General features: G+C 68.4%; 24 protein-coding genes. 8 read left to right on the top strand and 16 right to left on the bottom strand.

Annotation, left to right across the window (positions count from 1 at the left end; all coding sequences use genetic code 11):
• Window positions 1-7: 7 nt before the first annotated feature.
• Entirely contained in the window at window positions 8-505 is a 498-nt protein-coding gene (locus tag JOF56_RS39775; RefSeq protein WP_209644578.1) for a hypothetical protein, read from the bottom strand.
• A 91-nt stretch (window positions 506-596) separates the two neighbouring features.
• Window positions 597-1,532 (bottom strand): helix-turn-helix domain-containing protein, encoded by a 936-nt coding sequence (locus JOF56_RS39770; protein ID WP_209644576.1) that lies wholly within the window; start codon window positions 1,530-1,532, stop codon window positions 597-599.
• A gap of 102 nt (window positions 1,533-1,634) precedes the next feature.
• Here JOF56_RS39770 and JOF56_RS39765 point away from each other — a divergent pair, with 102 nt between their 5' ends.
• Window positions 1,635-2,666 carry a saccharopine dehydrogenase family protein gene (locus JOF56_RS39765; protein WP_209644574.1) on the top strand — a complete coding sequence of 344 codons (1,032 nt, stop codon included), beginning with the start codon at window positions 1,635-1,637 and terminating at the stop codon, window positions 2,664-2,666.
• Window positions 2,667-2,745: 79 nt separating this feature from the next.
• Here the strand turns inward: JOF56_RS39765 and JOF56_RS39760 are convergent, their stop codons facing one another.
• Both JOF56_RS39760 and JOF56_RS39755 read right to left on the bottom strand, forming a co-directional pair.
• A complete protein-coding gene (locus tag JOF56_RS39760; protein ID WP_209644571.1) occupies window positions 2,746-4,485 on the bottom strand; it encodes an alkaline phosphatase D family protein in 1,740 nt (579 codons plus the stop codon).
• Window positions 4,486-4,504: 19 nt separating this feature from the next.
• Window positions 4,505-5,338 carry an RDD family protein gene (locus JOF56_RS39755; RefSeq protein WP_209644566.1) on the bottom strand — a complete coding sequence of 278 codons (834 nt, stop codon included), beginning with the start codon at window positions 5,336-5,338 and terminating at the stop codon, window positions 4,505-4,507.
• 40 nt (window positions 5,339-5,378) lie between these two features.
• On the opposite strand from JOF56_RS39755, the gene JOF56_RS39750 reads away from it, so the two are divergent.
• Window positions 5,379-6,386 carry a stage II sporulation protein M gene (locus JOF56_RS39750; protein ID WP_209644564.1) on the top strand — a complete coding sequence of 336 codons (1,008 nt, stop codon included), beginning with the start codon at window positions 5,379-5,381 and terminating at the stop codon, window positions 6,384-6,386.
• Here the strand turns inward: JOF56_RS39750 and JOF56_RS39745 are convergent.
• Window positions 6,383-6,778: a winged helix-turn-helix transcriptional regulator gene (locus tag JOF56_RS39745; protein ID WP_209644563.1), complete on the bottom strand. Its 396-nt coding sequence runs from the start codon at window positions 6,776-6,778 to the stop codon at window positions 6,383-6,385. The two genes, JOF56_RS39750 and JOF56_RS39745, sit on opposite strands and share 4 nt — an antisense overlap.
• Before the next feature lie 96 nt (window positions 6,779-6,874).
• Between JOF56_RS39745 and JOF56_RS39740 the strand changes: the two genes are divergently transcribed.
• Window positions 6,875-7,729, top strand: coding sequence for an SDR family oxidoreductase (locus JOF56_RS39740; RefSeq protein WP_209644561.1), 855 nt, complete (start codon window positions 6,875-6,877; stop codon window positions 7,727-7,729).
• A gap of 9 nt (window positions 7,730-7,738) precedes the next feature.
• On the opposite strand, the gene JOF56_RS39735 is transcribed toward JOF56_RS39740, so the two are convergent.
• The 8 genes from JOF56_RS39735 to JOF56_RS39700 form a co-directional block, all read right to left on the bottom strand.
• A complete protein-coding gene (locus tag JOF56_RS39735) occupies window positions 7,739-9,025 on the bottom strand; it encodes a DUF58 domain-containing protein (protein ID WP_209644559.1) in 1,287 nt (428 codons plus the stop codon).
• Window positions 9,026-9,029: 4 nt separating this feature from the next.
• Complete coding sequence (locus tag JOF56_RS39730; RefSeq protein WP_209644557.1) at window positions 9,030-9,983, bottom strand: AAA family ATPase; 954 nt, start codon at window positions 9,981-9,983, stop codon at window positions 9,030-9,032.
• A 10-nt stretch (window positions 9,984-9,993) separates the two neighbouring features.
• The gene (locus JOF56_RS39725; protein ID WP_209644555.1) at window positions 9,994-11,091 is read right to left on the bottom strand and encodes a DUF4350 domain-containing protein; all 1,098 of its coding nucleotides are present in this window, start codon (window positions 11,089-11,091) and stop codon (window positions 9,994-9,996) included.
• Window positions 11,088-11,690, bottom strand: coding sequence for a DUF4129 domain-containing protein (locus JOF56_RS39720; RefSeq protein WP_307855463.1), 603 nt, complete (start codon window positions 11,688-11,690; stop codon window positions 11,088-11,090). Before JOF56_RS39720 ends, JOF56_RS39725 begins: the two co-directional genes overlap by 4 nt.
• Window positions 11,687-12,718 (bottom strand): YciC family protein, encoded by a 1,032-nt coding sequence (locus JOF56_RS39715; RefSeq protein WP_209644554.1) that lies wholly within the window; start codon window positions 12,716-12,718, stop codon window positions 11,687-11,689. The genes JOF56_RS39720 and JOF56_RS39715 overlap by 4 nt, the downstream gene beginning before the upstream one ends.
• A 155-nt stretch (window positions 12,719-12,873) precedes the next feature.
• Entirely contained in the window at window positions 12,874-13,086 is a 213-nt protein-coding gene (locus JOF56_RS39710; RefSeq protein WP_209644553.1) for a DUF5703 family protein, read from the bottom strand.
• Window positions 13,083-14,075, bottom strand: a complete 993-nt coding sequence (locus JOF56_RS39705) for a YncE family protein (protein ID WP_245378563.1) — start codon at window positions 14,073-14,075, stop codon at window positions 13,083-13,085. Before JOF56_RS39705 ends, JOF56_RS39710 begins: the two co-directional genes overlap by 4 nt.
• Window positions 14,076-14,154: 79 nt before the next feature.
• A complete protein-coding gene (locus JOF56_RS39700; protein ID WP_209644551.1) occupies window positions 14,155-15,132 on the bottom strand; it encodes an aldo/keto reductase in 978 nt (325 codons plus the stop codon).
• A 118-nt stretch (window positions 15,133-15,250) separates the two neighbouring features.
• Between JOF56_RS39700 and JOF56_RS39695 the strand changes: the two genes are divergently transcribed.
• On the top strand, window positions 15,251-16,078 hold the full coding sequence (locus JOF56_RS39695) for an undecaprenyl-diphosphate phosphatase (protein ID WP_209644550.1): 828 nt from the start codon (window positions 15,251-15,253) through the stop codon (window positions 16,076-16,078).
• Window positions 16,079-16,092: 14 nt separating this feature from the next.
• Window positions 16,093-16,794, top strand: a complete 702-nt coding sequence (locus JOF56_RS39690; protein WP_209644549.1) for a histidine phosphatase family protein — start codon at window positions 16,093-16,095, stop codon at window positions 16,792-16,794.
• Window positions 16,795-16,800: 6 nt separating this feature from the next.
• On the opposite strand, the gene JOF56_RS39685 is transcribed toward JOF56_RS39690, so the two are convergent.
• Window positions 16,801-17,223, bottom strand: coding sequence for a PPOX class F420-dependent oxidoreductase (locus tag JOF56_RS39685; RefSeq protein ID WP_209648750.1), 423 nt, complete (start codon window positions 17,221-17,223; stop codon window positions 16,801-16,803).
• A complete protein-coding gene (locus tag JOF56_RS39680; RefSeq protein WP_209644548.1) occupies window positions 17,223-18,098 on the bottom strand; it encodes an NAD(P)-dependent oxidoreductase in 876 nt (291 codons plus the stop codon). Before JOF56_RS39680 ends, JOF56_RS39685 begins: the two co-directional genes overlap by 1 nt.
• A 50-nt stretch (window positions 18,099-18,148) precedes the next feature.
• Between JOF56_RS39680 and JOF56_RS39675 the strand changes: the two genes are divergently transcribed.
• Entirely contained in the window at window positions 18,149-18,538 is a 390-nt protein-coding gene (locus JOF56_RS39675; protein WP_209644547.1) for a MerR family transcriptional regulator, read from the top strand.
• On the opposite strand, the gene JOF56_RS39670 is transcribed toward JOF56_RS39675, so the two are convergent.
• Window positions 18,535-19,347, bottom strand: a complete 813-nt coding sequence (locus tag JOF56_RS39670) for a TetR/AcrR family transcriptional regulator (RefSeq protein WP_209644546.1) — start codon at window positions 19,345-19,347, stop codon at window positions 18,535-18,537. The two genes, JOF56_RS39675 and JOF56_RS39670, sit on opposite strands and share 4 nt — an antisense overlap.
• Before the next feature lie 64 nt (window positions 19,348-19,411).
• Between JOF56_RS39670 and JOF56_RS39665 the strand changes: the two genes are divergently transcribed.
• Window positions 19,412-21,046 carry a right-handed parallel beta-helix repeat-containing protein gene (locus JOF56_RS39665; protein ID WP_209644545.1) on the top strand — a complete coding sequence of 545 codons (1,635 nt, stop codon included), beginning with the start codon at window positions 19,412-19,414 and terminating at the stop codon, window positions 21,044-21,046.
• 288 nt (window positions 21,047-21,334) lie between these two features.
• Window positions 21,335-23,278 (top strand): DUF8729 domain-containing protein, encoded by a 1,944-nt coding sequence (locus tag JOF56_RS39660; protein ID WP_209644544.1) that lies wholly within the window; start codon window positions 21,335-21,337, stop codon window positions 23,276-23,278.
• Window positions 23,279-23,351: the final 73 nt, after the last annotated feature.

Here is a 23,351-nt window from a genome sequence, read left to right as displayed (position 1 = left end):
GGGAGAGCTACCGGGACGGGTCGGCGACCAGGCGGAAGAGGTCGCGCGTCGGGTGTACGTCGACCAGGATGCTTGTCCCGACTTCGATGATCTCTTCGCCGGCGATGAGGTGGCTCGTGGTGAACGGCGGCCGGCCCGGCACGGTGACCAGCATCCGGATCCTGGTGCAGCGGTCGTCTTCGCCGCACGACACGTGCTGTGCGGACGTGACCTCGCCCATGACGCGCACGCCGGCTGTGTCCAGGTCACGCCACACGCGCTGGTCCCGCACGGTGCCGACGATGGCCAGAAGCAGGACGACCACGGTGAGAGGGATCCAGATGAGGCCGGTCACGACGACGGCTGTCTTGTCGTCCTCGGGGACGTAACCGCCGATACCGGCCAGCAGGATCAGGGGACCGGCACACACGACCAGAAGCCCGAGCACAGTCCAGAACGGCTGCTCGAAAAAGCCCGTCGGCCGGTTCATCGGGCCTTCGGCCTCGGGTATTCCACCGCTCGTCACGGCGTGGCCCGCCTACCGCCGGGAAGGGAGGCCGAGGCAGTTCGCGAGCGTCCTGACACGGGCGGAATATATCGGACCTGATCCGTAGGCCTCACGCTCGGAACGTCCGGCGGTAGGCGTCGGGCGGTACGCCGATTGTGCGGTGGAAGTGGCGGCGCAGTGTTGTCGCTGTGCCCATACCCGCGGCCGAGGCGATCAGGTCGATGCTGTCGTCTGTGGACTCCAGCAGTTCCTGGGCGCGGCGGATTCGTTGTGTCAGCAGCCATTGCAGGGGAGTGGTGCCGGTGACTGACCGGAAGTGGCGGGCCAGGTGACGTGAGCTCATGTTCGCCTGGCGGGCCAGGTCCTCGACGGTGAGTGGCTGGTCCAGCCGCAGCATGACCCAGGGGAGCAGGTCGGCCAGGGGATGGCCGTCCTGTTCGGGCACTGGTGTGGTGACGAACTGGGCCTGGCCACCGGCCCGGTGGGGCGGCACGACCAAGCGGCGGGCGGCGACGTTGGCGACCGCCGAGCCGTAGTCGCGACGGACCAGATGCAGGCACAGGTCCATCGCTGCGGCCTTGCCCGCGGACGTGAGCACAGTGCCGTTGTCGACGTAGAGCACGTCTGGGTCGACCTCCACGCGGGGATAGCGCGCGGCCAGTTGCTCGGTGTGGGCCCAGTGCGTGGTGGCGCGCAGCCCGTCCAGCAGGCCGGCGGCGGCGAGTACGAACACGCCTGTGCACAGGGAGACCACGCGTGCGCCGGCCTCGTGGGCCGCACGTACCGCCTCGACCAGATCGGCCGGCGGGTCCTCGTCGACGTCAGCCAAAGCGGGAACGATCACGGTGCCGGCGTCGGCCAGCCGGTCCAGCCCGCAGTCCGGCTCCACCAGGAACCGGCCGACCCGGACGGCTTGCGTGCCGCACACCTTGACGTCGTACCAGGGTCCTGACACGGCATCGGGACGGGAGCCGAAGACCTCGTAGGCCAGGGCCAGCTCGAAATGCAGCATCCCGTCGGTGGCGGCGACCGCGACAAAACGCATGTCGGAAAGTGTACGGGTCGTGTCGTTCCGGACACTGGTGCCGGTCGATCAACGGCGACATGATTCTCCCAGTTGATCACTTCAAGAACGTGGGAGCAGGAAATGGGATCGGGTCGGAACGTGGCAGTGTTCGGCGCTTACGGGCACACCGGGCGGTTCGTTGTGGCGGAACTGCGCGAGCGTGGATACGCCCCGCTGCTGCTCGGTCGCGACCAGGCCAAGCTGGAGACGATGGCCGAACTGGGAGAGGTCCGGCAGGCATCGGTCGGTGACCCGGCGTCGCTCGATCGCGCGCTGGACGGTGCCGACATCGTGATCAACTGCGCGGGGCCGTTCGCCTCGACTGCCGCTCCGCTGATCGAGGCGGCACTACGTGCTGGCATCCCGTATGTCGATGTAGCCGCCGAGCTCGAGGCGAACCACGACACGTTCACACACTTCGCGGAGCGTGCCCGCGATGCGGGGACCGTGGTGGTCCCGGCGATGGCGTTCTACGGCGGTCTCGGCGACCTGTTGGTCACCACCGTGATGGGCGACTGGACCGCGGCGGACGAGGTGCACGTCGCCTACGGCCTGAGCAGTTGGCACCCCACCGCTGGAACGGTTGCCTCGGGTGTGGTCTCGGGGGAGCGGCGGGGCGGCCGCCGTGTCCGCTTCACCGGCGGGCAGTTGGAGTACCACACCGACGCCCTGCCGACTCTGGAGTGGTCCTTCCCCGCGCCACTCGGCAAGCAGAGCGTCATCGACGAGTTCACCATGGCCGATGTCATCACCGTTCCCAGCCACCTGGATGTCCCGGAGGTGCGTACCTACATGGCCGCCAAGGCGGCTGCGGACCTGTTCGCTCCTGACGCCGCAGCGCCGACCGCCGTCGACGAGAGCGGTCGCTCCGCGCAGACCTTCGTCGTCGACGTCGTCGTCCGATCAGGTGGTACGGAACGCCGCGTGGTCGCCACCGGCCAGGACATCTACGCCATCACAGCGCCGCTCGCGGTGGAGGCCGTCGACCGCATCCTCACCGGTCGGACCAAGGCCACCGGCGTCGTCTCCGCCGGTGCGGTCTTCGACGCGCCGGACTTCCTCCGCGCCTTGTCCGCGCACCTCACGCTGGAGGTCCCGGCACTTCAATCATGACTATAGATACCGTCCATAATCCATGTGACGAAAATACCTGAAACCCGCCCAGACCGAACTGGTCTGGGCGGGAGTTCGTTCAGGCGGGGTTGTCGGACCGGGCGCCGACGGGGCCTGTGGCGGCGGTGACCTTGCGGGACCCGGCGAGGGTCTGCCAGCTCCGCAGGTAGGCCGTCGTGGTTGTCTGAACCGCGACCGGGTTGGGCATCGCGCTGGTCGGGAGCGGAGTGTGGTGGTAGTCCGCCTGCACTCGCTCGGGCGTGACGTCGATCAACGTGTACCCGTGCCCGACGCCGTCGAGGAACTTCACGTTCGGGTTGGCCGCGCGCAACGCTCCCTCAAGCACACGCGTGGCGGTGACGAGGGCCTCCGGAGGAGTGCCGGCCGGCAGCCGGCCGCGGACGATTTCGTAGAAACCGTCGCTGGTGACCGACGGTGTCACGAACTCGACGCCGGCCGAGTTCGGCAGGTCGATGGCCCAGGACGAGTGGATGTCGCCGGTGAGCACGACCGTGTCGGAGGCCTGGGCGGCGAGGTGGGTGAGCAGGGCTGACTGGTCGGCCTGATATCCGTCCCACTGGTCGGAGTTGATCAGGGTCAGCTCGGGCGGGACGCCGACCGCCGCGCCTGGGAAGCGCAGCGGGCCGAGGACGACCTGGTTGCCGATCAGGTGCCACGGCCGCGCGTCGGCTGTGTTGTTCTTCAGCCAGGTCAGCTGTTCCGGTTCGAGCAGGTGCCGGGCGGGGTCTGCCAGCTGGGCGTCGGCAGCCGGGTTGACGCCCAGCGGGATCAGGCCGCCGCCGCTGGTGGAGAACGGCGGCAGGTTGACCTGGGCGCTGCGGTTCTGGCGTGTCTCGATCACCGACAGGTCGCCCAACGGCCCGAAGGTGAACTTGCGGAAGAACCGGGTTCCCTGGTGCGGGACGACGCGCTGCTCGGGCAGCCGGAACGGCATCCACTCCAGGTACGCGCGGTAGGCGTCGCGGCGTCGGGCGGCGAAGCTGCCTTCAGTGGCGTCAGTATGGTTTCCGGCGCCTGAGTCCCATGCGTTGTCGGCGACCTCGTGGTCGTCGAAGATCGTGATCCACGGGTGCCGGCGGTGCGCGAGAGCCGCGTCCGGGTCGGCTTTGTGCAGGGCGTGCCGCAGGCGGTAGTCGGTCAGGGTGAGGATCTCGGTCGGCGGGATGTGGTCGCGGACGCCGATCAGCTCGGGCGGCCCGGACCGGTCGGCTCCGTTGCCGTACTCGTAGAGGTAGTCGCCGAGGTGCAGCACGAAGTCCAGGTCGTCGCGCTGGCCCAGCGCCCGGTAGGCCGAGAAGTACCCGCCGGTGTAGTTGCTGCAGGAGACCAGGCCGAATCGCAGCGCGTGCAGGTGGCCGGCTTCGTCGGGTGCGGTCTGGGTGCGGCCGACCGGGCTTGTCTCGCCTTCGGCGTGGAATCGGTAGAAGTAGCGGGTGTACGGCTGCAGGCCGGTGACGTCGACTTTGACCGTGTGGTCGGTGGATGCGTTGGTGTACACCGTGCCGCGCTTGACCATGTGCCGGAAGTCGCTGTCCCGCGCGACTTCCCAGTGCACGCACACCGGCCGGCCGAGGCCGCTGCCAGGAGTGGCGATCCGGCCGCCGGCGGGCGGGGGAGTGGCTCTGGTCCAGATGATCACGGCATCGCCGGTCGGGTCACCACTGGCCACGCCGTAGCCGAAGATCCCGTCGGCGGCGGGGGCCGCTGCGGCTTCGGCGGTGAAGACACGCAACGGCACTGCCAGGGCGCCGAGTGCGGCGCCCTTGAGAACGAGTCTGCGGGTGGGCTTGTCAGTCACGCTAGAAACCCCCAAGTAGCTAGCTGGGCGGCGCGAACGGGCCGTCCGATGGTGGTGTGGTCGGGAACGCCTCCTCAACCGGCGGTTGAGGAGGGATCTGTGGGTGGCGGCCTTCTTCGCGGTTGCGGCGTTCGGCCAGTACGGCTGCCAGGTAGGCCGGGATCGGGACGTTCGGCGGTATCGGGGTGCCGAGGTGTGCGCTGACTTCGCCTGCCAGGCGGTAGCCAAGGGATGCTGCGGCGTCGTGGGTGAGTTGGTGGACCCGGCCGAGGTATTGGCGGACGGCCAGTGCCAGGTCGTTGGGCAGTGCGGAAACCTGTTGGGTCGCGGCCCATCCGGCAAGCGGCGGCGGCATGTAGACGGGCCCGGCGACCTGTTGTTGCGGGACGCGTTCCCGTACGACGAACGTGCCTGCGAGCAGGTCGCCCACTCGTTGGCCGTTCTTGGACGACAGTGACACGACGACGGCGACCACGCCGAGCAGGCCCAATCCCCAGAAGTCCACGAAGAAACCGGCGAGTGCCCGGACAATGGCGTGCCGGAAGCGGATCGGCCCGCCGTCGGTGCGTACGGTGCGTAGCCCGAGGGCGGCTTTGCCGATCGTGCGGCCGCGGGTGAGGGTTTCGGCGGTGGTGGGGTAGCCGACCAGTACGAGCACGATGACGACCAGGGTGACTGTGGCGGCGAGCGCGCTGTCGAAGCCGATGGCGTCGCCGGGCACGATGAGCAGGAACGCCAGTAGCAGGGTGATTGCCTGGATGAGGACGTCCAGGGCGAAGGCGAGGCCGCGGCTGGCGAGTTTGGCCACGCGCAGTTCGAGCAGCACTGCCTCGCCGCTGACGAGATCGGACATCGTGATCTACCCCCCTGATCAATGCGGAATAGTACGGGGTGTGGACATCGATGTGTTCGTTGCTGCGCATCGCGCGGAGTGGGATCGGCTGACGGAGCTGGTGCGGCGGTCCGGTTCGGTGCGCGGTCCGGAGGCCGATGAGCTTGTCCGGCTGTATCAGCGGGTCGCGACGCATTTGTCGATCGTGCGGACCGAGGTGCCGGATCCGGCTTTGGTGGCGCGGTTGTCGGCGTTGGTGACGCAGGCGCGGTCGGCGATCACGGGGACGCACAGTCCGGCTTGGCGTGAGGTGGGGTTGTTCTTTTCGCGGCGGTTGCCTGCGGTGCTGTATCTGGGGTGGCGTTGGTGGGTGCCGACCGCGTTGGTGTTCATCGCGGTGTCGGGTCTGGTGGCGGCGTGGATCGCGGGCAGCCCTGATGTGCAGGGCAACATCGCCGCGCCGGAGGAGATCAAGGAGTTGACCAGGCCGGGCGGTAGTTTCGAGACCTATTACTCGAGTGGCCCGGCGAGTTCGTTCGCGGCGCAGGTGTGGACGAACAACGCGTGGGTGGCCGCGGGTTGCGTGATGCTGGGTGTGCTGTTCGGTGTGCCGGTGGTCGTGATGTTGTGGATGAACGCGGCGAATGTGGCGCTTTCCGCGGGTCTGATGTTCGCGGCGGGCCGGGGTGAGGTGTTCTTCGGGTTGATCTCGCCGCATGGGTTGCTGGAGTTGACGGCGGTGTTCGTCGCGGCGGGTACCGGGTTGCGTCTGGGGTGGACGGTGATCGACCCACGTGGACAGTCGCGGGCGCAGGCTTTGGCTCAGCAGGGCCGTTCTGTGGTGGTCGTGGTGCTCGGGTTGGCGTGTGTGCTGGCGGTGGCCGGGGTGATCGAGGCGTTTGTGACGCCGTCGGGCTGGCCGACGTGGGCGCGTGTCGGCATCGGGGTGGTGGCTGAGGCGTTGTTCTTGTCGTATGTGTTCGTTCTGGGTCGTCGGGCGGCGTCGGCTGGCGAGACGGGTGATATCGACGCACGATATGCGGGTGATTCGTTGCCGGTTTCGGCTTAACCTGCTTGGGCTGTGTGCGTTTCGTCGTAGGTGTCGCGTGCTTCGAGCACGTTGCCCAGTTTGTTCTCCACCCATTTGGTCAGTGCCCACACCTGTTCGGCGACTTCTTGTCCCAGCGGGGTCAGTGAGTAGTCGACGCGTGGTGGGATGACCGGTTTGGCGTCGCGGTTGACGAATCCGTCGCGTTCGAGGGTCTGCAGTGTCTGGGCGAGCATTTTCTCGCTGACGCCGCCGATTCTGCGGCGTAGTTCGCTGAACCGGTATGAGCGCTCCAGCAGGCACGCGAGGACCAGTACGCCCCAGCGGCTGGTGACGTGTTCGAGCACGGCGCGTGAGGGGCATTGGGGCTGGGTGACGTCTGGCTTGAACTCGGTGATTTCCCTGCTGGCCATGCGTGCACCTTACTTCAAAGTGGGTACTTTCGCCGAGTTAGTACCACCCCTAGGGTGAGCACGCGGAGTGAATCGACACAGGGAGCAAAGGATCCTATGAGCATCGTTGTCACCGGGGCGAACGGCCTGCTCGGCCGGCTGGTCATCGCGGATCTGCTGGAGTCCGGCGTGCCGGCGGCCGATATCAGGGCTGTTGTGCGCAGCCTCGACAAGGGCGTCGGTCTGGGTGTCGCCTTGCATGTGGCCGACTATGACAATCCTGAGACGTTCGCGGGTGCGTTCCAGGCGGGGGATCGGGTGCTGCTGATCTCGGGGACGGATGTCGGCAGGCGGGCCGCGCAGCATGGCGTGGTGATCGACGCGGCGAAGGCCGCCGGTGTCGCGCAGCTGGCGTACACCAGTGTGCTGGGTGGTCCTGAGGCGGATTTCGTGCTGGCCGCCGACCACCGTGCGACGGAGCAGCTGATTCTCGATTCTGGTCTGCCGTACACGTTCCTGCGTAACGGCTGGTATTCCGAGATGTACTTCCAGGACTTCGCGGGGATCGTGCAGCGCGGCGAGATCGTCAACGGTGTCACCCCTGACGGCAGGATCGCCACCGCGACCCGTGAGGACTTCGCCGCTGCGGCCGCGGTTGTGCTGACCGGGGACGGGCACGTGAACAAGGCCTACGAGCTCAGCGGGGATGTCGCGTGGACGTTCAAGGAGTTCGCCGACGAGATCACCCAGCAGACCGGCAAGCCGGTCACCCACCAGTACCTGCCGCCGGCCGAGAACAAGCAGCTGCTTGTGTCCCTGGGGATCCCGGAGGGTTTCGCGGATCTGCTGGTGGACGTGGACGACGCGATCAACCGTGGCAAGCTGGCCGGGACCTCGGGTGACCTCTCGCGGCTCATCGGGCGTCCGACCACGCCGATCGCGGAGACGATCGCCCAGGCCGCGCAGGCCTAGGGACATGCCCTAAAGGCGTCCGGCGGCCTTCAACGCCAGGTAGGCGTCCGACAGTGCCGGGGCGAGTTCGTCGGGTGTCGCGTCGACGATCTCCACGCCCCGGCGCCGTAGGACGGCGGCGACGTGCTGGCGTTCCTGCAGGGTTCGTGCTGCCGCGGCGGCGTCGTACACGGCTTCGGCGTCGCCGCGGGCTGCGGCCATTTCCGCGATGCGTGGGTCGGCGACGCTGGCGAGCAGTACGAGGTGTCGTGAGGTCAGCATCTGCAGGACTGGCAGCAGGCCTTGCTCCAGGGGGTCCGGGTCCAGGCCGGTCAGCAGGACCACGAGGGAGCGCCTGCGTGACCGGCGCAGGATTTCCGCGACCATCCCGGAGGCGTCCGATTCGACCAGGGCGGGTTCGAGGGTGGCCATGCCGTTGACCAGTGCGGGCAGCAGGTCGGCGGAGCCTTGCACGCTGGTGCGGACCTGCCGGTCGTAGGCGAACAGGTCGACGCGGTCGCCGGCGCGGGATGCCAGTGCGGCCAGCAGCAGGGCCGCGTCCATGGCGGCGTCCAGGCGGGGGATGTCGCCGACGCGTCCGGCGGATGTGCGGCCGGTGTCCAGGACGATCATGACGTGCCGGTCCCGTTCGGGCCGCCAGGTCCGGATCATCACGTCGGTGGAGCGGGCTGTCGCGCGCCAGTCGATCGAGCGGACGTCGTCGCCGGCGACGTAGGTGCGCAGGGAGTCGAATTCGGTGCCTTGGCCGCGGGCGAGTGTGCGTAGCCTGCCGTCGAGGTCACGCAGTCGTGCCAGCCGGGCCGGCAGATGTCGTCGGCTGGTGAACGGCGGCAGTACGCGCACGGTCCATGGAATGGCGTGAGAGCCTTGCCGTGCAGCCAATCCCAGCGGGCCGAACGCTCGAACCGTGACGCGGTGGGCCATCCGGTCGCCGCGCCTGCTGGGAGTCAGGGCAGTGGTGACGGTTTGCTGTCCGCGTGCCCGGATATCGATGGTATGCCGGTCTTCTGCGCCAGCGCTGGGTGGCCAGGCGTCGCGCAGCAGTCCACGGACCCGGCCTGGTCCGGGATTGGTGATCGTCAGCGTTACCGAGGCGGGTTCGCCGAGACGGACCATCCGGTCGCCGCCGCGCGTGAACGTCAACGCCTGGACGGGTCCGGCCAGCGCGAGGTCTGCCACGATCGCGAGCAGGACCACGCCGGTGACCACTGCGATCCCGGTCCATGAGGGGATCAGGAACCCGACGACGAGCGCGCCGAGCAACGCGAGCAGGCCGGCGCGGCCGGTGACGGCCATGGTCTCAGCGGGGGACCGGCACGGCTGCGAGCACGCCGTCCAGTACCCCGTCGGTCGTGGCGCCTTCGAGTTCGGCTTCGGGCCGTAGTTCGAGGCGGTGACGCAAGGCAGGCCGGGCCAACGCTTTGACGTCGTCGGGTGTGACGTATTCGCGGCCGGACAGCCAGGCCCAGGCTCGTGCGGCGGCGAGCAGCGCGGTCGCGCCACGCGGTGACACGCCCAGGCGTACCGCGGGGGAGTTCCGGGTGGCGCGGCAGATGTCCACGATGTATCCGAGAACCTGCTCGTGCACGGTCAATGCGCGGACCGCGGCGCGTCCGGCGTCCAGGTCGGCCTTGCCCGCGACCGGCTGGATCCCGGCGCCGGCGAGGTCGCGTGGGTCGAACCCGGCGGCATGGCGGGTCAGGATGCCCACTTCGTCGTCGCGCGACGGTGTGGGCATGGTCAGTTTGAGCAGGAATCGGTCGAGCTGGGCTTCCGGCAGGGGGTATGTGCCCTCGTATTCGACGGGGTTCTGGGTGGCGATCACGATGAACGGGTCGGGCAGTGGCCGTGGCGTGCCGTCGATGGAGACCTGGCGTTCTTCCATGGCCTCCAGCAGCGCCGACTGTGTCTTCGGGGGCGTGCGGTTGATCTCGTCGGCGATCAGCAGGCTGGTGAACACCGGTCCTTCGCGGAAGACGAAGTCGGCTTTGTGCGGGTCGTAGACGACCGAGCCGGTCACGTCGCCGGGCATCAGGTCGGGGGTGAACTGCACGCGGGTGCACTTGAGGTCCAGTGCCCCGGCGAGCGCGCGTACCAGCAGTGTCTTGGCCACGCCGGGAACGCCTTCGATGAGTACGTGCCCGCGGCACAGCAGTGCGATGATCAGCCCGGTGACCGCGGCGTCGTTGCCGACGACCGCCTTGCCCACTTCGCTGCGCAGTGCGATCAGCGCCGCACGGGACTCGTCCGTCATCCGTTCCCCCTCACAGTGGACCTATTTCATCAGTCAGCCGGTCCAGGTCCCCGGCCAGGTCGACCAATGCCTGTTCCGTGCCGGGCGGAGGTCCACAAAGGACCATACGGGCGTCGCGGCCGGTGTGGGCTGCGACAGCGTCCGCGACGGCTTCGGGCGTGGCGTCGGAGGTCAAGCCCAGCAACGGGATCAGCCGGTTGATGGCGGAGCGTCGCAGTGCGTCGGCGGCGTGGTCGGTCGCGCCGGCGCGGCGGTAGAGCCGGGCGCGGCCCTCGGCTGTCTCGGCGGCACGGACCACGACCGGCAGCGGCTCGGTGACCACCGGGCCGAGTCTGCGGCCGCGCCACAGCATGAACAGCAGGATCGCGATCACGACCTGGCCGAGGCCGAACTTCCAGCCCGGCGGGATCAGGTCGTAGAAGGACTGTTGGCCGCCGTCGCGGGCCGGGTCGGCCAGTGACGGCCGGTACCAGACCAGGCGCTGGTGCTGTCCGAGCAGGCGCAACGCCAGTGCGGCATTGCCTTCCTCGGCGAGGGTCTCGTTGGACAGCGGCGCGGCGCCGCCGAGCAGGATTGTCTGGGACCGCGCGACCAGGGTGCCGTCGTAGCACGAGAACTCGTCGGAGTAGGTGATTCCGCCGATGCGTGCGGCTCCGGCGGCGCGGGCCGCGGGCAGGGAACATCCTGGTTCGCGGGTGCCGGTCGGGACACTGGCCGCACTGTCGACACCCGGGATGAGGGCGCCGACGGCGTCTCCCTGCGGTGCGATGGCGACGACCGTGCGGGCCTGGTCGCGCAGTTGGTTCAGCCGGACCGGGTTGACCCAGTTCGGCTGGGTGATCAGCAGTGTGGCGCCGCCGTCGAGGGCTTCACCGGCGGCCTGGGCGGTGTCCACGGGGTGGATCTGGACGCCTTGGGCGGTGAGCAGCCTTGCCACGGCACGGCTTCCCGTCGGGGCGACCGAGTCCGGGTCGAGGGCGTCCAGGCTGGGGCTGTCGCGGAACAGCGACATCACGATCACCGTGGCGAGCACGATCACCCCGATGATCAGCGGGCCGCGGGCGGCGGCCCAGATCCGCCGGGCGTCGGGGGAGACGGACGTGCTCATCGGCGGGCGCCGTCCAGCGCCAGATCGAGGTCCACCAGGCTCTGATATCCCGCCGCGGTGGCCGGGTGGCCGCCATACCAGACGTCGTCGAACAAGCGGGCTGACGCGCGCAACGCGTCGGCGTGCTCGGGAAGCCAGCGGCCGGCCTCGCTGGCGGCTTCGTCGACGGTCCGGCCGGAGCGCGGGTCGAGCACGTGACGTTCCTCCAGCCCGCGGACGATCGCACGGAACCGTTCCCGTACGGCTTCGGCGAGATCTCCTTGCGCTGCGGCGGTTTCCGCGGCTCGACGGTGATCGGCCGCGGTCAGGACGCGGTCGCCGAACACTGTCGCGCTCGTGGTGCGGGCGAGCTTGCCGACCTTGAGCCGTACCCCGATGGCGATGCCCAGCAGCACCACCATCAGGGCCACGATGCTCCACAACCCGCCGGGCACCACGGATCCGACGCTGTCGAACAGGTCGCTGAGGCGTTGCAGCACCCAGCGCACCGCCTGGGTGAACCACGACGGCTCGGCGTCCCGGTAGGCCGGGTCGGACAGTTCCCGCAGCGCGGCGTCCCGGGCCTGGTCGCGGCCGATGTCGACCGGGATGTCGCTCACCAGGACTGCGGGGCGGGCCCGCCCGGGTACGGCGGCGGGGGAGGCTGCGGCGGGGTCATGCCGGCCTGGCGGGCGAGTTCGATGTCCATGCCTTCCCGGCGCATCCGCCGGTCGATGTAGATCAGCGTGGTCACGCCGGAGGTCAGCGGCAGCGTGATGGCCTGGGTGATGATCGTGCCGATCGTGGTGAGCAGGTACGCCGTCTCGTACTGCGGGTCCAGGCCGGTGACCGAGCTGAGGTCGCCGTTGATCAGCGAGAACGGCAGGCTGATGATCAGGCTCAGCAGGAACGTCAGCAGCGCGGTGAGCAACAGGATCCCGAACGTGCGCCACCACGCGTCGCGCATCAGCACACGGGAGCGTGTCATCGACCGGCCGACGGGTGCGCCTTCAAGGATCAACGCGGTGCTGGCCAGGCTGAACAGGATGTAGAGCCACACACCCGGGATGACGAACACGATCGCGCCCGCCGTGACGAGCAGTGTGTAAAGCAGGCTGACCGCGACCAGGGCACCGAAGCGGGGCCGGACATGTCCCCAGGCCTCGCTGACGGTGATCGGCTGGCCGAGCACGGCCTTGCCCATCACGACGGTGAGCAGCCCGTTGAGGATCATTCCGGCCAGGATGCCGATGATCAGCCCGGGGATGCTCACCAGCAGCGAGATCCGCAGCAGTTCCAGGTCACGGTCGGCCTGGTCCATGCCTGAGGTGAAGTCCGGGGTGAACACCGTGGTCTGGGTGACCAGGAAGATCGTGATGCCGTAGACCAGCAGGTTGGTGACCGCCGAGATCAGCACCGAGATGCCCAGCATCTGCTTGGGGTAGGTCCGCATGGTGGTGACCGCCCCGTCGAGGATCTCGCCCAGCCCCAAGGGGCGCAGCGGGATCACGCCGGGTTTCGGCGCCTGCTGCGGGCCGTAGTACATCGGCGGTGGCGGTGCCGCGGGATACGGCTGCTGCTGCGGCGCCGGGTCCTGCGGTCTGTCCGACTGGTCGTCGGGTGCGGACCACCCACCTGATTCACTCACCTGAAACCCCCAAACAAGACCTGACAGGTGGGCCCAACTCTAGGGCCACGGGGTGTTCGGTGTATCCAGGGATCTGCCTACCGACTGTGCTCGCGCGGAAACCGCCCCGGCGAGCGGATGCCGGGGTTGGGAGGACTGTATCCGCCGCTGGGCGGCTAGATCATCAGTCCTGGCACGCCGGCGCGGGGGCGCCTCCGGCGTAGTACCACCCTGCGGGTGCCGTCCGAGTACAGCCGTACCCGGGACAACTCCCAGCCTGCGAACTCTGCCTGGATCGACAGCTGGACCGCCGCGGTCACCCGGGACACCCCCGGGGGCAACTTCAGCGGCCGGTACTCCCAATCCCCTTCAACCACCCCATCGTTCACGGCTGCATCACCTGAACTCCTCCACCGGTCGCGGACGCGACGAACACCCGCCCGCTATCCGGGTCGACGGTCACCGAATTCGGTTGAACGACGGTGGGGAACCGGTATTTCTCGGTCGGCTCACCACCGGCGACGTTGTAGCCGATCACCTCGTTTCGCTCGGTCAGGGTGACCCACGCCAGGTCACGCTTGGGGTCGTACGCGATGCCATAGGGCGCTCCCGGGACGGGGTAGCGCTGTTTGAGCAGGATCGGGCCGGTCGAGAACGCCAGCAACGCGCCACCGCGCGTGTCGGTGACCAGGACACGGCCGAAACGGTCGGTCGTCGCGTTCGTCGCGCCCTGCCCGGCGCGCTGCCCGGCGCCGACTTTGCCCTCGCCGAGGTTGAGGTCGAACACCGCGGTGCGCAGCCGGTCGAGCACGACCGTGTTGCCACCGGCGGTGAGGACCTGGTCGGCGCTGAACATGCTGCCGGAGATCTGCTTCTGCGTCTTGCCTGCCTGCACGACGTCCACGGCCTTGCGGTCGCTGAGCGGCACGAGCGTCGTGTCGCCCTCCTGCAGGGCGGCGCCAGGCACACCGTCGACCGTCTGGACCGAGGTGGTCCCGGCCGGCAAGGACACCTTGACCAGCTGTTTCGTCGAGGCCACCGACGCGAGCACACCGTCGGGCAACACGGTCAGCGCGGTGGCCGGCCCAGGCAGCGAGACCGTCCTGGGCGCCGCGGCCGGGTCGACGAGGCTCAGCAACCGCAGCTCAGGGCCGGTTGTCGCTAGGGCGAGCTGTTTGGCCTGGACGACGGCCGCGATCGCGGTGATCTTGTCCGGGAGCGGGACGACGGTCCCGGCGGGCTTGGACTCCGCGGGGGACGTGGCCGGGCCCGCGGCCGTCACCGTGTCGGTGACCTGTAGCTCGTCGCGCGGCTCCGCGGTCGAAGAACACCCGGCAAGCAGGCTCGCGCCAGCCACCACGGCTACCAGCCGATGCAACAGCAACCTCCACGTGTTACGTCCCGTTCACCCAGCATCCCCGATTCGCGCCCCTAGGTCACGCACTAACCGGGTGCTTTCACCCCAGCCGTTGCTCCGGGTAGCCGAGTTCGATGCCGCTGATGTCGTCCAGCGCGGCCCGGATGGCCGCGGGCAGGGTCAAGTCTTCCGCAGCCAGTGAACCGGCCAGCTGCCCGGTGTCCCTGGCACCCACCACCGGCGCGATCACCCCAGGCCGGTCGCGTACCCAGGCCAGCGCCACGGCCAGCGGCGAGGTCCCCAGCCCGTCCGCGGCCGTGGAGACCGCCTGCACGATCCGCGCCGCACGCTCGGTCCTGTGATGCTCCACATACGGCGCGAAGTGCGCAGACGCGCCGCGCGAGTCCGCGGGCGTGCTCGTGCGGTACTTGCCGGTCAGCACGCCACGCCCCAGCGGCGCCCACGGCAGGATCCCGATGCCGTGATGCTCCGCGGCGGGCACGACCTCACGCTCGATACCCCGCTCGGCCAGCGAATACTCCACCTGAGTGCTCACGATGGGCGTGGCCCCGGGCGACATCAGCTGCATCGACGACGCGGTCGCCAGCTGCCAGCCCGAATAGTTCGACACACCCGTGTAGCGCACCTTGCCGCTGCGCACAGCCACGTCCAGCGCCCCGAGCGTCTCGTCGAGCGGGACCGAATCGTCCCAGGCGTGCAGCTGCCACAGATCGATGTGGTCGACACACAGCCTGCGCAGCGAACCGTCCAGCGCGGACAGCAACGCACCCCGCGACGCCCCGCCACCGAACGGGCCCTCGGTCCGGCGTGCGACGGCCTTCGTGGCCACGATCACCTCGTCGCGCGGCACCAGGTCGCCCAGCAGGCCGCCGAGGATGCGCTCGCTCTCGCCATCGGTGTACACGTCCGCGGTGTCCACAAGGGTGCCGCCGGCGTCCACGAACGCCGACAGCTGGCTGGCTGCCTCCTCGGCTTCGGTGTCCCGGCCCCAGGTCATCGTGCCCAGGGCCATCCGGGACACCCGCAGGCCGCTGCGGCCCAGGTGTCGATACTCCACGGCGCCTGAGCCTAAGGGCTGGCGATCACCGGGGCCGGGTAAGGGCCCCGCTGTGGCGGTAGGCCAAGATTCTTGCCGGAACACCCGGATTTGATCTTCACGCGGCAGGAGTGGCGGCTTGGACTGGATGCAGGCGATCGTGCTCGGACTGGTCCAAGGACTGACCGAGTTCCTGCCGATCTCCTCCTCGGCACACCTTCGGGTGGTTTCCACACTCGGCTGGGGGACGGACGCGGGTGCCTCGTTCACCGCCGTCACCCAGCTGGGCACCGAACTGGCGGTGCTGATCTACTACGCCAAGAAGATCGGGGTCCTTCTCGGCGCCTGGTTCAAGGGCTTCTTCAGCGCCGCGGTCCGGCGGACCGACGACTACCGGATGGCCTGGTACGTGATCATCGGCTCGACGCCGATCGCGTTGCTCGGCGTGGTGTTCAAGGACGAGATCCGCACCTCGCTGCGTAACCTGTGGATCACCGCCACAGTCATGATCGTCTTCGCGGTGGTGCTGGCGGTGGCCGACGAGATCGGCAAGCAGGCCCGGGCCGACCTCACCCTCAAGGACAGCATCACGATGGGCCTGGCCCAGGCCATGGCCCTGATCCCCGGGGTGTCGCGCTCGGGCGGCACGCTCACCGCGGGCCTGTTCCTCGGCCTGGACCGCAAGTCCGCGACGGACTACTCGTTCCTGCTGGCCATCCCGGCGGTGTTCGGCGCGGGCCTGTTCAGCATCCCGGACGTGATGGACAAGACCGGCCCGGGACCGCACGCCTCGACCGCCCAGATGATCGTCGCCACGGTGATCGCGTTCGTTGTGGGCTACGCGACCATCGCGTGGCTGCTGCGGTACGTCTCGCGACACACCTTCTCGGCATTCGTCTGGTACCGCATCGTGCTCGGCGTCGTGCTGATGGCGCTGCTGGCCACGAACACCATCCCGGCGACCTAAGTAGGCTCAGGATCATGGCGACAGTGATCCTCTTACGGCACGCACGCTCCACGGCCAACGGCTCGGGCGTGCTCGCCGGGCGCACCCCGAAGGTGTCGCTGGACGACTCAGGGGTCAAGCAGGCCGCCAAACTCGTGGAGCGTCTCACCGACGTGCCGCTGGCGGGCATCGTCGCCTCACCGCTGTTGCGCTGCAAGCAGACGGTCGCGCCGCTGGCCGCGACGAAAGAGATCCCCGTGGTCACCGACGCCCGGCTGTCCGAGGTGGACTACGGCGAGTGGACCGGCCGCAAGCTCAACACCCTGGGCAAAGAAGAACTGTGGAAGGTCGTGCAGCAACACCCGTCCGCAGCGGTCTTCCCCGGCGGTGAAGGCCTCGCCGCCGTACAGGCCCGCGCGGTCGCCGCGATCCGCGCGCACGACGCACGCATCACCGCGGAGCACGGTCCCGGCGCGGTCTGGGTGGCCTGCAGCCACGGCGACGTGATCAAAGCCATCCTCGCCGACGCACTGGGCCAGCACCTCGACTCGTTCCAGCGAATCGTGGTGGACCCATGCTCGGTGTCGGTCGTGCGCTACACCGACACACGGCCATTCGTGCTGCGAACCAACGACAACGGCGGCGAACTGGCCAGCATCGTGCCACCGAAACCCAAGAAGACCGGCCGCAAGAACGCCGGTGACGCGGTCGTCGGCGGCACGACCGGAAAAGCCTGACCGGTCTCAGCGGACCTCGGCGCCGTACACGCGCTCGACCGTCATCACCATGAGCACCCGGCGATCGGACACCATCACCGATCGGTACTCCTCCCAGTCCGGGTGCTCCCCGGCGGCGGCGCGGTAGTAGTGCACCAGCGCCTCGACCTCCGAGCCATGCGGGTCGGTTCCGGGGCCGGTGAGCCTCACCGGGCCTTCGGCGGTGGCCCACGACCAGCCGTCGGCACTGGTGACCTCGAGCGCGGCCCGCGGATCCCGGCGAAGGTTCGCCGTCTTGGCCCGGCCCTCGGTCATCGACACGTAGAGGACACCGGCCGTCCGGTCGTAGAAAGGCATGACCGGCGACAGTTGCGGCAGACCGTCCGACTTGATGGTCGCCAGCACGCCCAGCCGGCTTTCGGACAGCAGCGTATGCGGATCGAACACGATCACTCTCCCGGGGACTTACGGAACTGCTCGATCATCGCCGCGTAGCCGTGGCCGCCATGCCCGGCCGCCACAGCACGGTCGGCCACCGCCTTGATCAACCGCGGCAGGTCGGGATTGACACCGAGTGACTCGCTCTCGTCGATGAGGTGATCCATCGCGCCGAGATGAGTGTCGATAGTGGAGTCGTAGGCCGGGTACGTGCCGTCGTCGATCTGCTTGGCGTACGGCGGCAACCAGTCGCCCACGGTCCCGATCAGGTTGCGAGCGAACGGCTCGAACACCGAGGCGTCCACACCCGCGGCGCCGACGAGGGCCGCGCCCTGCAAGAAACCGTTCAGAACACTCCACATCAGGCCCAGCAACGCCACGTCGTACAGCGAAGACAGGCCATGGTCGTCACCGAGATACGTCGTCGCCGCGGCAAGGCTCTTCAAGACCGGCTCGTACGAGTCGAAAGCCGACCGCGGTCCGCTGTACAGAACGACAGCGTCCGCCGTGCCGATCGCCTGAGGGATGGCCATGATCGCGCCGTCGAGGTAGGTGACACCGCGTTGCGCCGCCCATGCCGCGGTCTCACGGGCGGTCTGTGTCGTGCCCGAAGTGAGGTTGACCACCACCTTGCCGTCCAGGACCAACGGGTCGAGAAGTTCGTGCACAGCGGCGTAGTCCGAGACGCAGACGACCACGAGCGGGCTGGCCGCGACAGCCTCGGCGGGGGAGCCGGCGAGCGTCGCGCCTTGGGCGACAAGGTGTTCGGCCTTGGATGCCGTGCGATTCCATACGGTCGTGGGGTGCCCGGCGCGCAGGAACGTCCCGGCCAGCGCCTGGCCCATCAGCCCCAGGCCGAGCACGGTCACAGGTGGGTTGGTGATCATGGCAGAATCATCGACCTTCACACCGGTATGAAGGTCAAGGGGAAGTCGTCATGCTGATCGGGGAACTCAGCCGCCGCACCGGCGTGCACACACACCAGCTGCGCTACTACGAGTCGCAGGGCCTGCTCGAACCCGGGCGTGGTGCCAACGGCTATCGCGAGTACCACGACGACGCGCTGGTGACCGTGACCCAGATCAGGAAGCTGCTCGAAGCCGGGCTCTCGACCCAGGAAATCGCGTTCCTGCTGCCCTGCGCCACCGGCACAGGCCCCGACCTGGAACCCTGCCCCGAACTCCTGGACACCCTGCGGGCACGCCTGCAAGGACTCGAAGACCACATCGACACGCTGACACGCACCCGCGATGTCCTGCACGACTACATCAACACCACCGAACACCGCGTGTCACAGCACTACCCGCCCTGCGACCTGACGGCCTAGCTCCTTTTCATGCGATAGGCGCGCTGCTGGCAGGCGCGGGAGCAGTAGTCGCGAGGCCTGCCCTTGCCGGTGACCTCCACCGGCTTGCCGCACACCCGGCACGAACTTTCATCACGCTTTTCATCACGAATGAGGGCGGCGATGCTGTCCAGAACCCGCTCCAGGCCGAACTCGAACGGGTCCAGCGGCTTGTCGTAACCGCCTTGCTGGTAGATCCAACTCAGGGTCGGGTACTGGTCGAGGTGCTGATAGAGGGAGTCGCGGGCACCCCACCACTCGTCGTGAGTGACACCCGACCGCTGTTCCGCCTCGGTGGTCTGCACGACCTGGCGCGCGGCGCTTTCGACGAATCCGCCCAGCAACGTCACCACACCGACGATCTGCGCGGGCGGCAGGCCGGCCCGCCGGGCCCCGGCCAGGGCCTGCTCGAAGATCGCGACCGCGTTCGGGCCCGGGACGGTACGAGGCCCGGCCGACTCGATCAGCCAGGGATGCCTCCGGTACCGGGCCAGGCCGGCGCGAGCCCACGCCGCCAGCTCGGCCCGCCAGTCCGGCCAGTCGCCCGGCTGGGTCTGGTCGGCCATGGCGGCGTCACGCATCAGTTCGACGAGCTCGGCCTTGCCCGGGACGTGCCGGTACAGCGACATGGTGGTGAAGCCGAGCTTCTCCGCGACGCGCCGCATTGACACCGCCTGCAGGCCCTCGGTGTCGGCCAGCCCGATCGCGGTTCGCACGATCACCTCGAGGTTGAGCGCGCGCTTGGCTGTTGTCCCCCAGAGCAGTTCGGTACTGCGCTCCGGATCCGGCATCTTGACCTCCAACCCTGTATATGATGTATACCATGAGTGTACGCCATACACTAGGAGGAAGATCGTGAAATTGTTCGTGTCGCCCGTCGGCGACGACTCGGGTCCCGGCACGCGGGAGCAGCCGTTCGCCACGGTGGAACGGGCTCGTGCCGAGGCGGAACCCGGCGCGGTGGTCAACCTCCGCGGCGGCACATACCGGCTGACGGAACCGTTCGTGCTGCGCGCCGAGGACTCAGGCGTGACGTATCAGGCCTACGAGGGTGAAGAGGTCGTGATCAGCGGCGGCCGCCGGATCACGGAGTGGAACGGGGGAGGGGAAGGTGTTCGCACGGCAGATGTAGCGGGGCTGGCATTCCGTCAGCTGTACGTCTCGGGACGCCGTGCCGCACGCGCCTCGGTGGACCTGACCGAGAAGATGACCAGGACCGACACCGGCTATGACGGCGCTCCGGCGTGGGACGGCGACGTGGAGCTGGTCTACCGGGGCGTCTACCCCTGGTCGGAGGCACGCATCCCCGCCACCGGGAACTCCGGCGGGACACTGACGATGGCCCAGCCCGCGTTCGGCCGGGCCCTGGAGCTCTACCGCGCGGTGCTCGGCTGGCTAGGCCCGGACACCGTCTACGGTGTGGACAATCCGACGTCGGCGGAGAACAGCCCGGCATTCCTCACCCCGGGCACATTCGCGCTGAGCGGGGACGTCCTGCACTACTTGCCTTTACCCGGCGAGGATCTGTCCGACGTCATCGCGCCGGTCCTGGAAATCCTGGTACGCGGCGAAAACGTCCAGGACATCGTGTTCCGCGGCATCACGTTCGCCGACGCCACCTGGCAACAGCCCAGTTCCGCGGAAGGATTCCTGCACTACCACGGCAACGGCCACTACACCGGCGGCGAGATCATCACCGTCGAATTCGGCGAGGGCGCCGGCTCGGTGAAAGTCCCCGCCGATGCGGCGACCATGCCCGGCAATATCGTCTTCACCGACTCCGCGCGGATCACCTTCGAGGGGTGTCAATTCACCCGCCTGGGCGGGGTCGCCCTGGAATTCCAGGGCACGAGCGACGCGAACACCGTGCGGGACAGCACTGTCACCGAAGTGTCCGGCGGTGGCCTGGTCATCGGCGGCGCGGCACGGGACTGCCGCGTGGAGGACAACCACATCCACCGGATCGGCCTGGACTACCATGGTTCACCCGCGATCCTGGTGTCCGGCACCACGAACGCCGTCATCGCGCACAACGAGGTCCACGACGTCCCGCACGCCGGCATCGTCGTCTACAGCGGCACCGGCACCCAGGTCCTGAACAACCTGGTGCACAACACAATGCAGGTCCTGGCCGACGGCGGCGGCATCTACCTCGCCGGCCCGCAGGGCACATCCTCCGCCGACGGCGCCCTGGTGCGCGGCAACGTCGTCCGCGACACCATCACGCACTACAACTTCGCGCTCTACACCGACTACGGCGCCGCCTGGATCACGGTGCAGGACAACGTCATCCACCGCAACGACAAGCCTGTGGTCCTGGAAGTCTCACCGCCGCTGGACAATGTCTCGTTCATCGGCAACTTCTGGGACGCCGACCCCGGCAAAGCCCCCGACGCGGTCACGCTGACCGGCAACACGGTCCTGGCTGACGACGAATTCGCCACCACCCCGGCGGTCGCGGCCATCGTGACCGCCGCCGGCCGCCGGTAGGAACCTGGGACTGCCGTCCTCGCGACGGCAGTCCCTCACTATCTACGCAACTACGACCACAGTTATTTGCCAAAGTGACAAAACAGTTCCCCGGTAAACGATTCTGCTTCCGGTTCCAGCGAAAACACCCCCGCAATCCACGAAAGGAGGGCGCGCTTCCCATTTTCACAGTAAATAGCGGTAGGCCGTTCGGCGGCTGACCGGTTGTCAACTGGTGGGTACCGTCGGTGACCTGCCTGGGCCTTTCCTCCCGTTCGGGCAGTCCCTGCTGCGATCCGGAGGTAATTCATGCTGCGATCTCGACGCGGCCTAGTGGTGGGGTCCGTTTTCGCTGCCGTGCTGATGACGACCGGTGTCGTCACGGCCAGCGGTTCGGACACACCGCAGGACGCGCAGTTCATCTACCTGGCCAATCGGACGTTCGATCCGGCACGGACGAGTGCGCGGACGGTGGGCGAACAATCCGGCAATGGCGCCTATCTCGTTCAGTTCCGCGCGCCATTGACCGACACGCAACGCGCACAATTGCGCGGAATGGGCGTCAGAATCGGCACGTATATTCCTGATTTCGCCTATGTCGCCCGGATGGATACGGCGGCGAAGAAATCAGTGTCGGGTTTGGATTTCGTGCGATGGCTCGGTGACTACCAGCCGGCCGACAAGGTGGGGATGACGGCGTCGAGGGCCGCCGTGGGCCAGTACCTTGTCACGCTGGTCGAGGCGGACTCCGCAGACCAGCGCGCGGTGGCCGAGCGCGTCAGGCGGCTCGGCGGACAGGTCGATTCCGTCTCCGAGAGCCGCCAGCACCTGTCGGTGGTCCTCGGCTCCGGCCAGGTCGCCCAGATCAGCCAGCTGCCCGAGGTGCTGGCGATCGGCGCGCTGTCGGCGCCCGAGACGGACATCAACACGGCACGGGAAGCCAGCGGCGCCAACGTGATCGAGTCCGCGGGCGGCTACCGCGGGCAGGGCGTCCGCGGCGAGGTCATGGACGGTGGACTGCGCGCCACGCACCAGGAGTTCCGGGCGCGGCCGCCGGTCCTGCACGGCTCGAACTCCACCGACACCAGCCACGGCACGTCCACCTACGGCGAGATCTTCGCCCAGGGCGCCAGTGCCATGCACCGTGGTTTCCTGCCCGAGGCGCAGGGCATCATCGCGACCTACAACAAGCCGGACCGCTACGCCCACACCCGTGAGCTGGTCGACCCGGCCGGACCGTACCGCGCGGTGTTCCAGAGCAACAGCTGGGGCAGCGCGTTGACGACGTCGTACACGACGGTGTCGGCGGCGATGGACAGGATCGTGTTCGATCACGACATCCTGATCTGCCAGTCGCAGTCCAACGCGGGCACCCGCAGCTCGCGCCCGGAGGCGTGGGCCAAGAACGTGTTGTCGGTGGGCGGCCAGTACCACTACAACACCTTGTCGCGCACCGACGACAGGTGGAACAGCGGAGCCAGCATCGGCCCGGCCACCGACGGCCGGATCAAGCCGGAACTGTCGAACTACTACGACGCCATCAACACGACATCGTCCTCAAGCGACACGTCCTACACGACGTCGTTCGGTGGCACGAGCGGCGCGACGCCGATCACGTGCGGCAACGCCGGTCTGCTGTTCCAGATGTGGGCCGACGGCGTGTTCGACGGCGGTCCCGGCAAGGGGCGTGACGTGTTCGCCGCGCGTCCGCACGCGTCGACCGCGAAGGCCCTGCTCATCAACACGGCCAACCAGTTCCCGTTCACCGGCACCACGCACGACATGACCCGCACCCACCAGGGCTGGGGCACAGCGAGCGTCGGCAACCTCTACAACCTGGCCCGCGCCAACGGATGGACGCTGCCTGTACTGGTCAACGAGACCGACCTGCTGACCAACGGCCAGACCCGCCGCTACCCCGTGACGGTCTCGGCGGCCAAACCGTTCAAGGCAACCCTGGTCTACACCGACCCAGCCGGCAGCCCCACATCGTCGGTCACCCGGGTCAACGACCTCACCCTCCGCGTCACCGCCCCGGACGGAACCGTCTACTACGGCAACAACGGCCTGTCCGCGGGCACCGTGTCCACGCCGGGTGGTTCACCGAACACTGTGGACACCGTGGAGAACGTCATCCTGGACTCGGCCGCCCCCGGCACCTGGCAGGTGGAAGTGATCGCCAGCCAGATCAACGCCGACGGCCACGTCGAGACCACAGCGACTGACGCGGACTACGCGTTGGTCGTGCAGTAATCAGAACGAACCAGTACTGCCCCTCGTGAACAGCCAGTTCGCGAGGGGCAGTCACATGCGGTGACAGGTAGGC

The organism is Kibdelosporangium banguiense (assembly GCF_017876405.1).
In the GTDB taxonomy this organism is placed as follows: Bacteria; Actinomycetota; Actinomycetes; order Mycobacteriales; family Pseudonocardiaceae; genus Kibdelosporangium; species Kibdelosporangium banguiense.
This window is presented reverse-complemented; position numbering and strand designations above follow the sequence as displayed.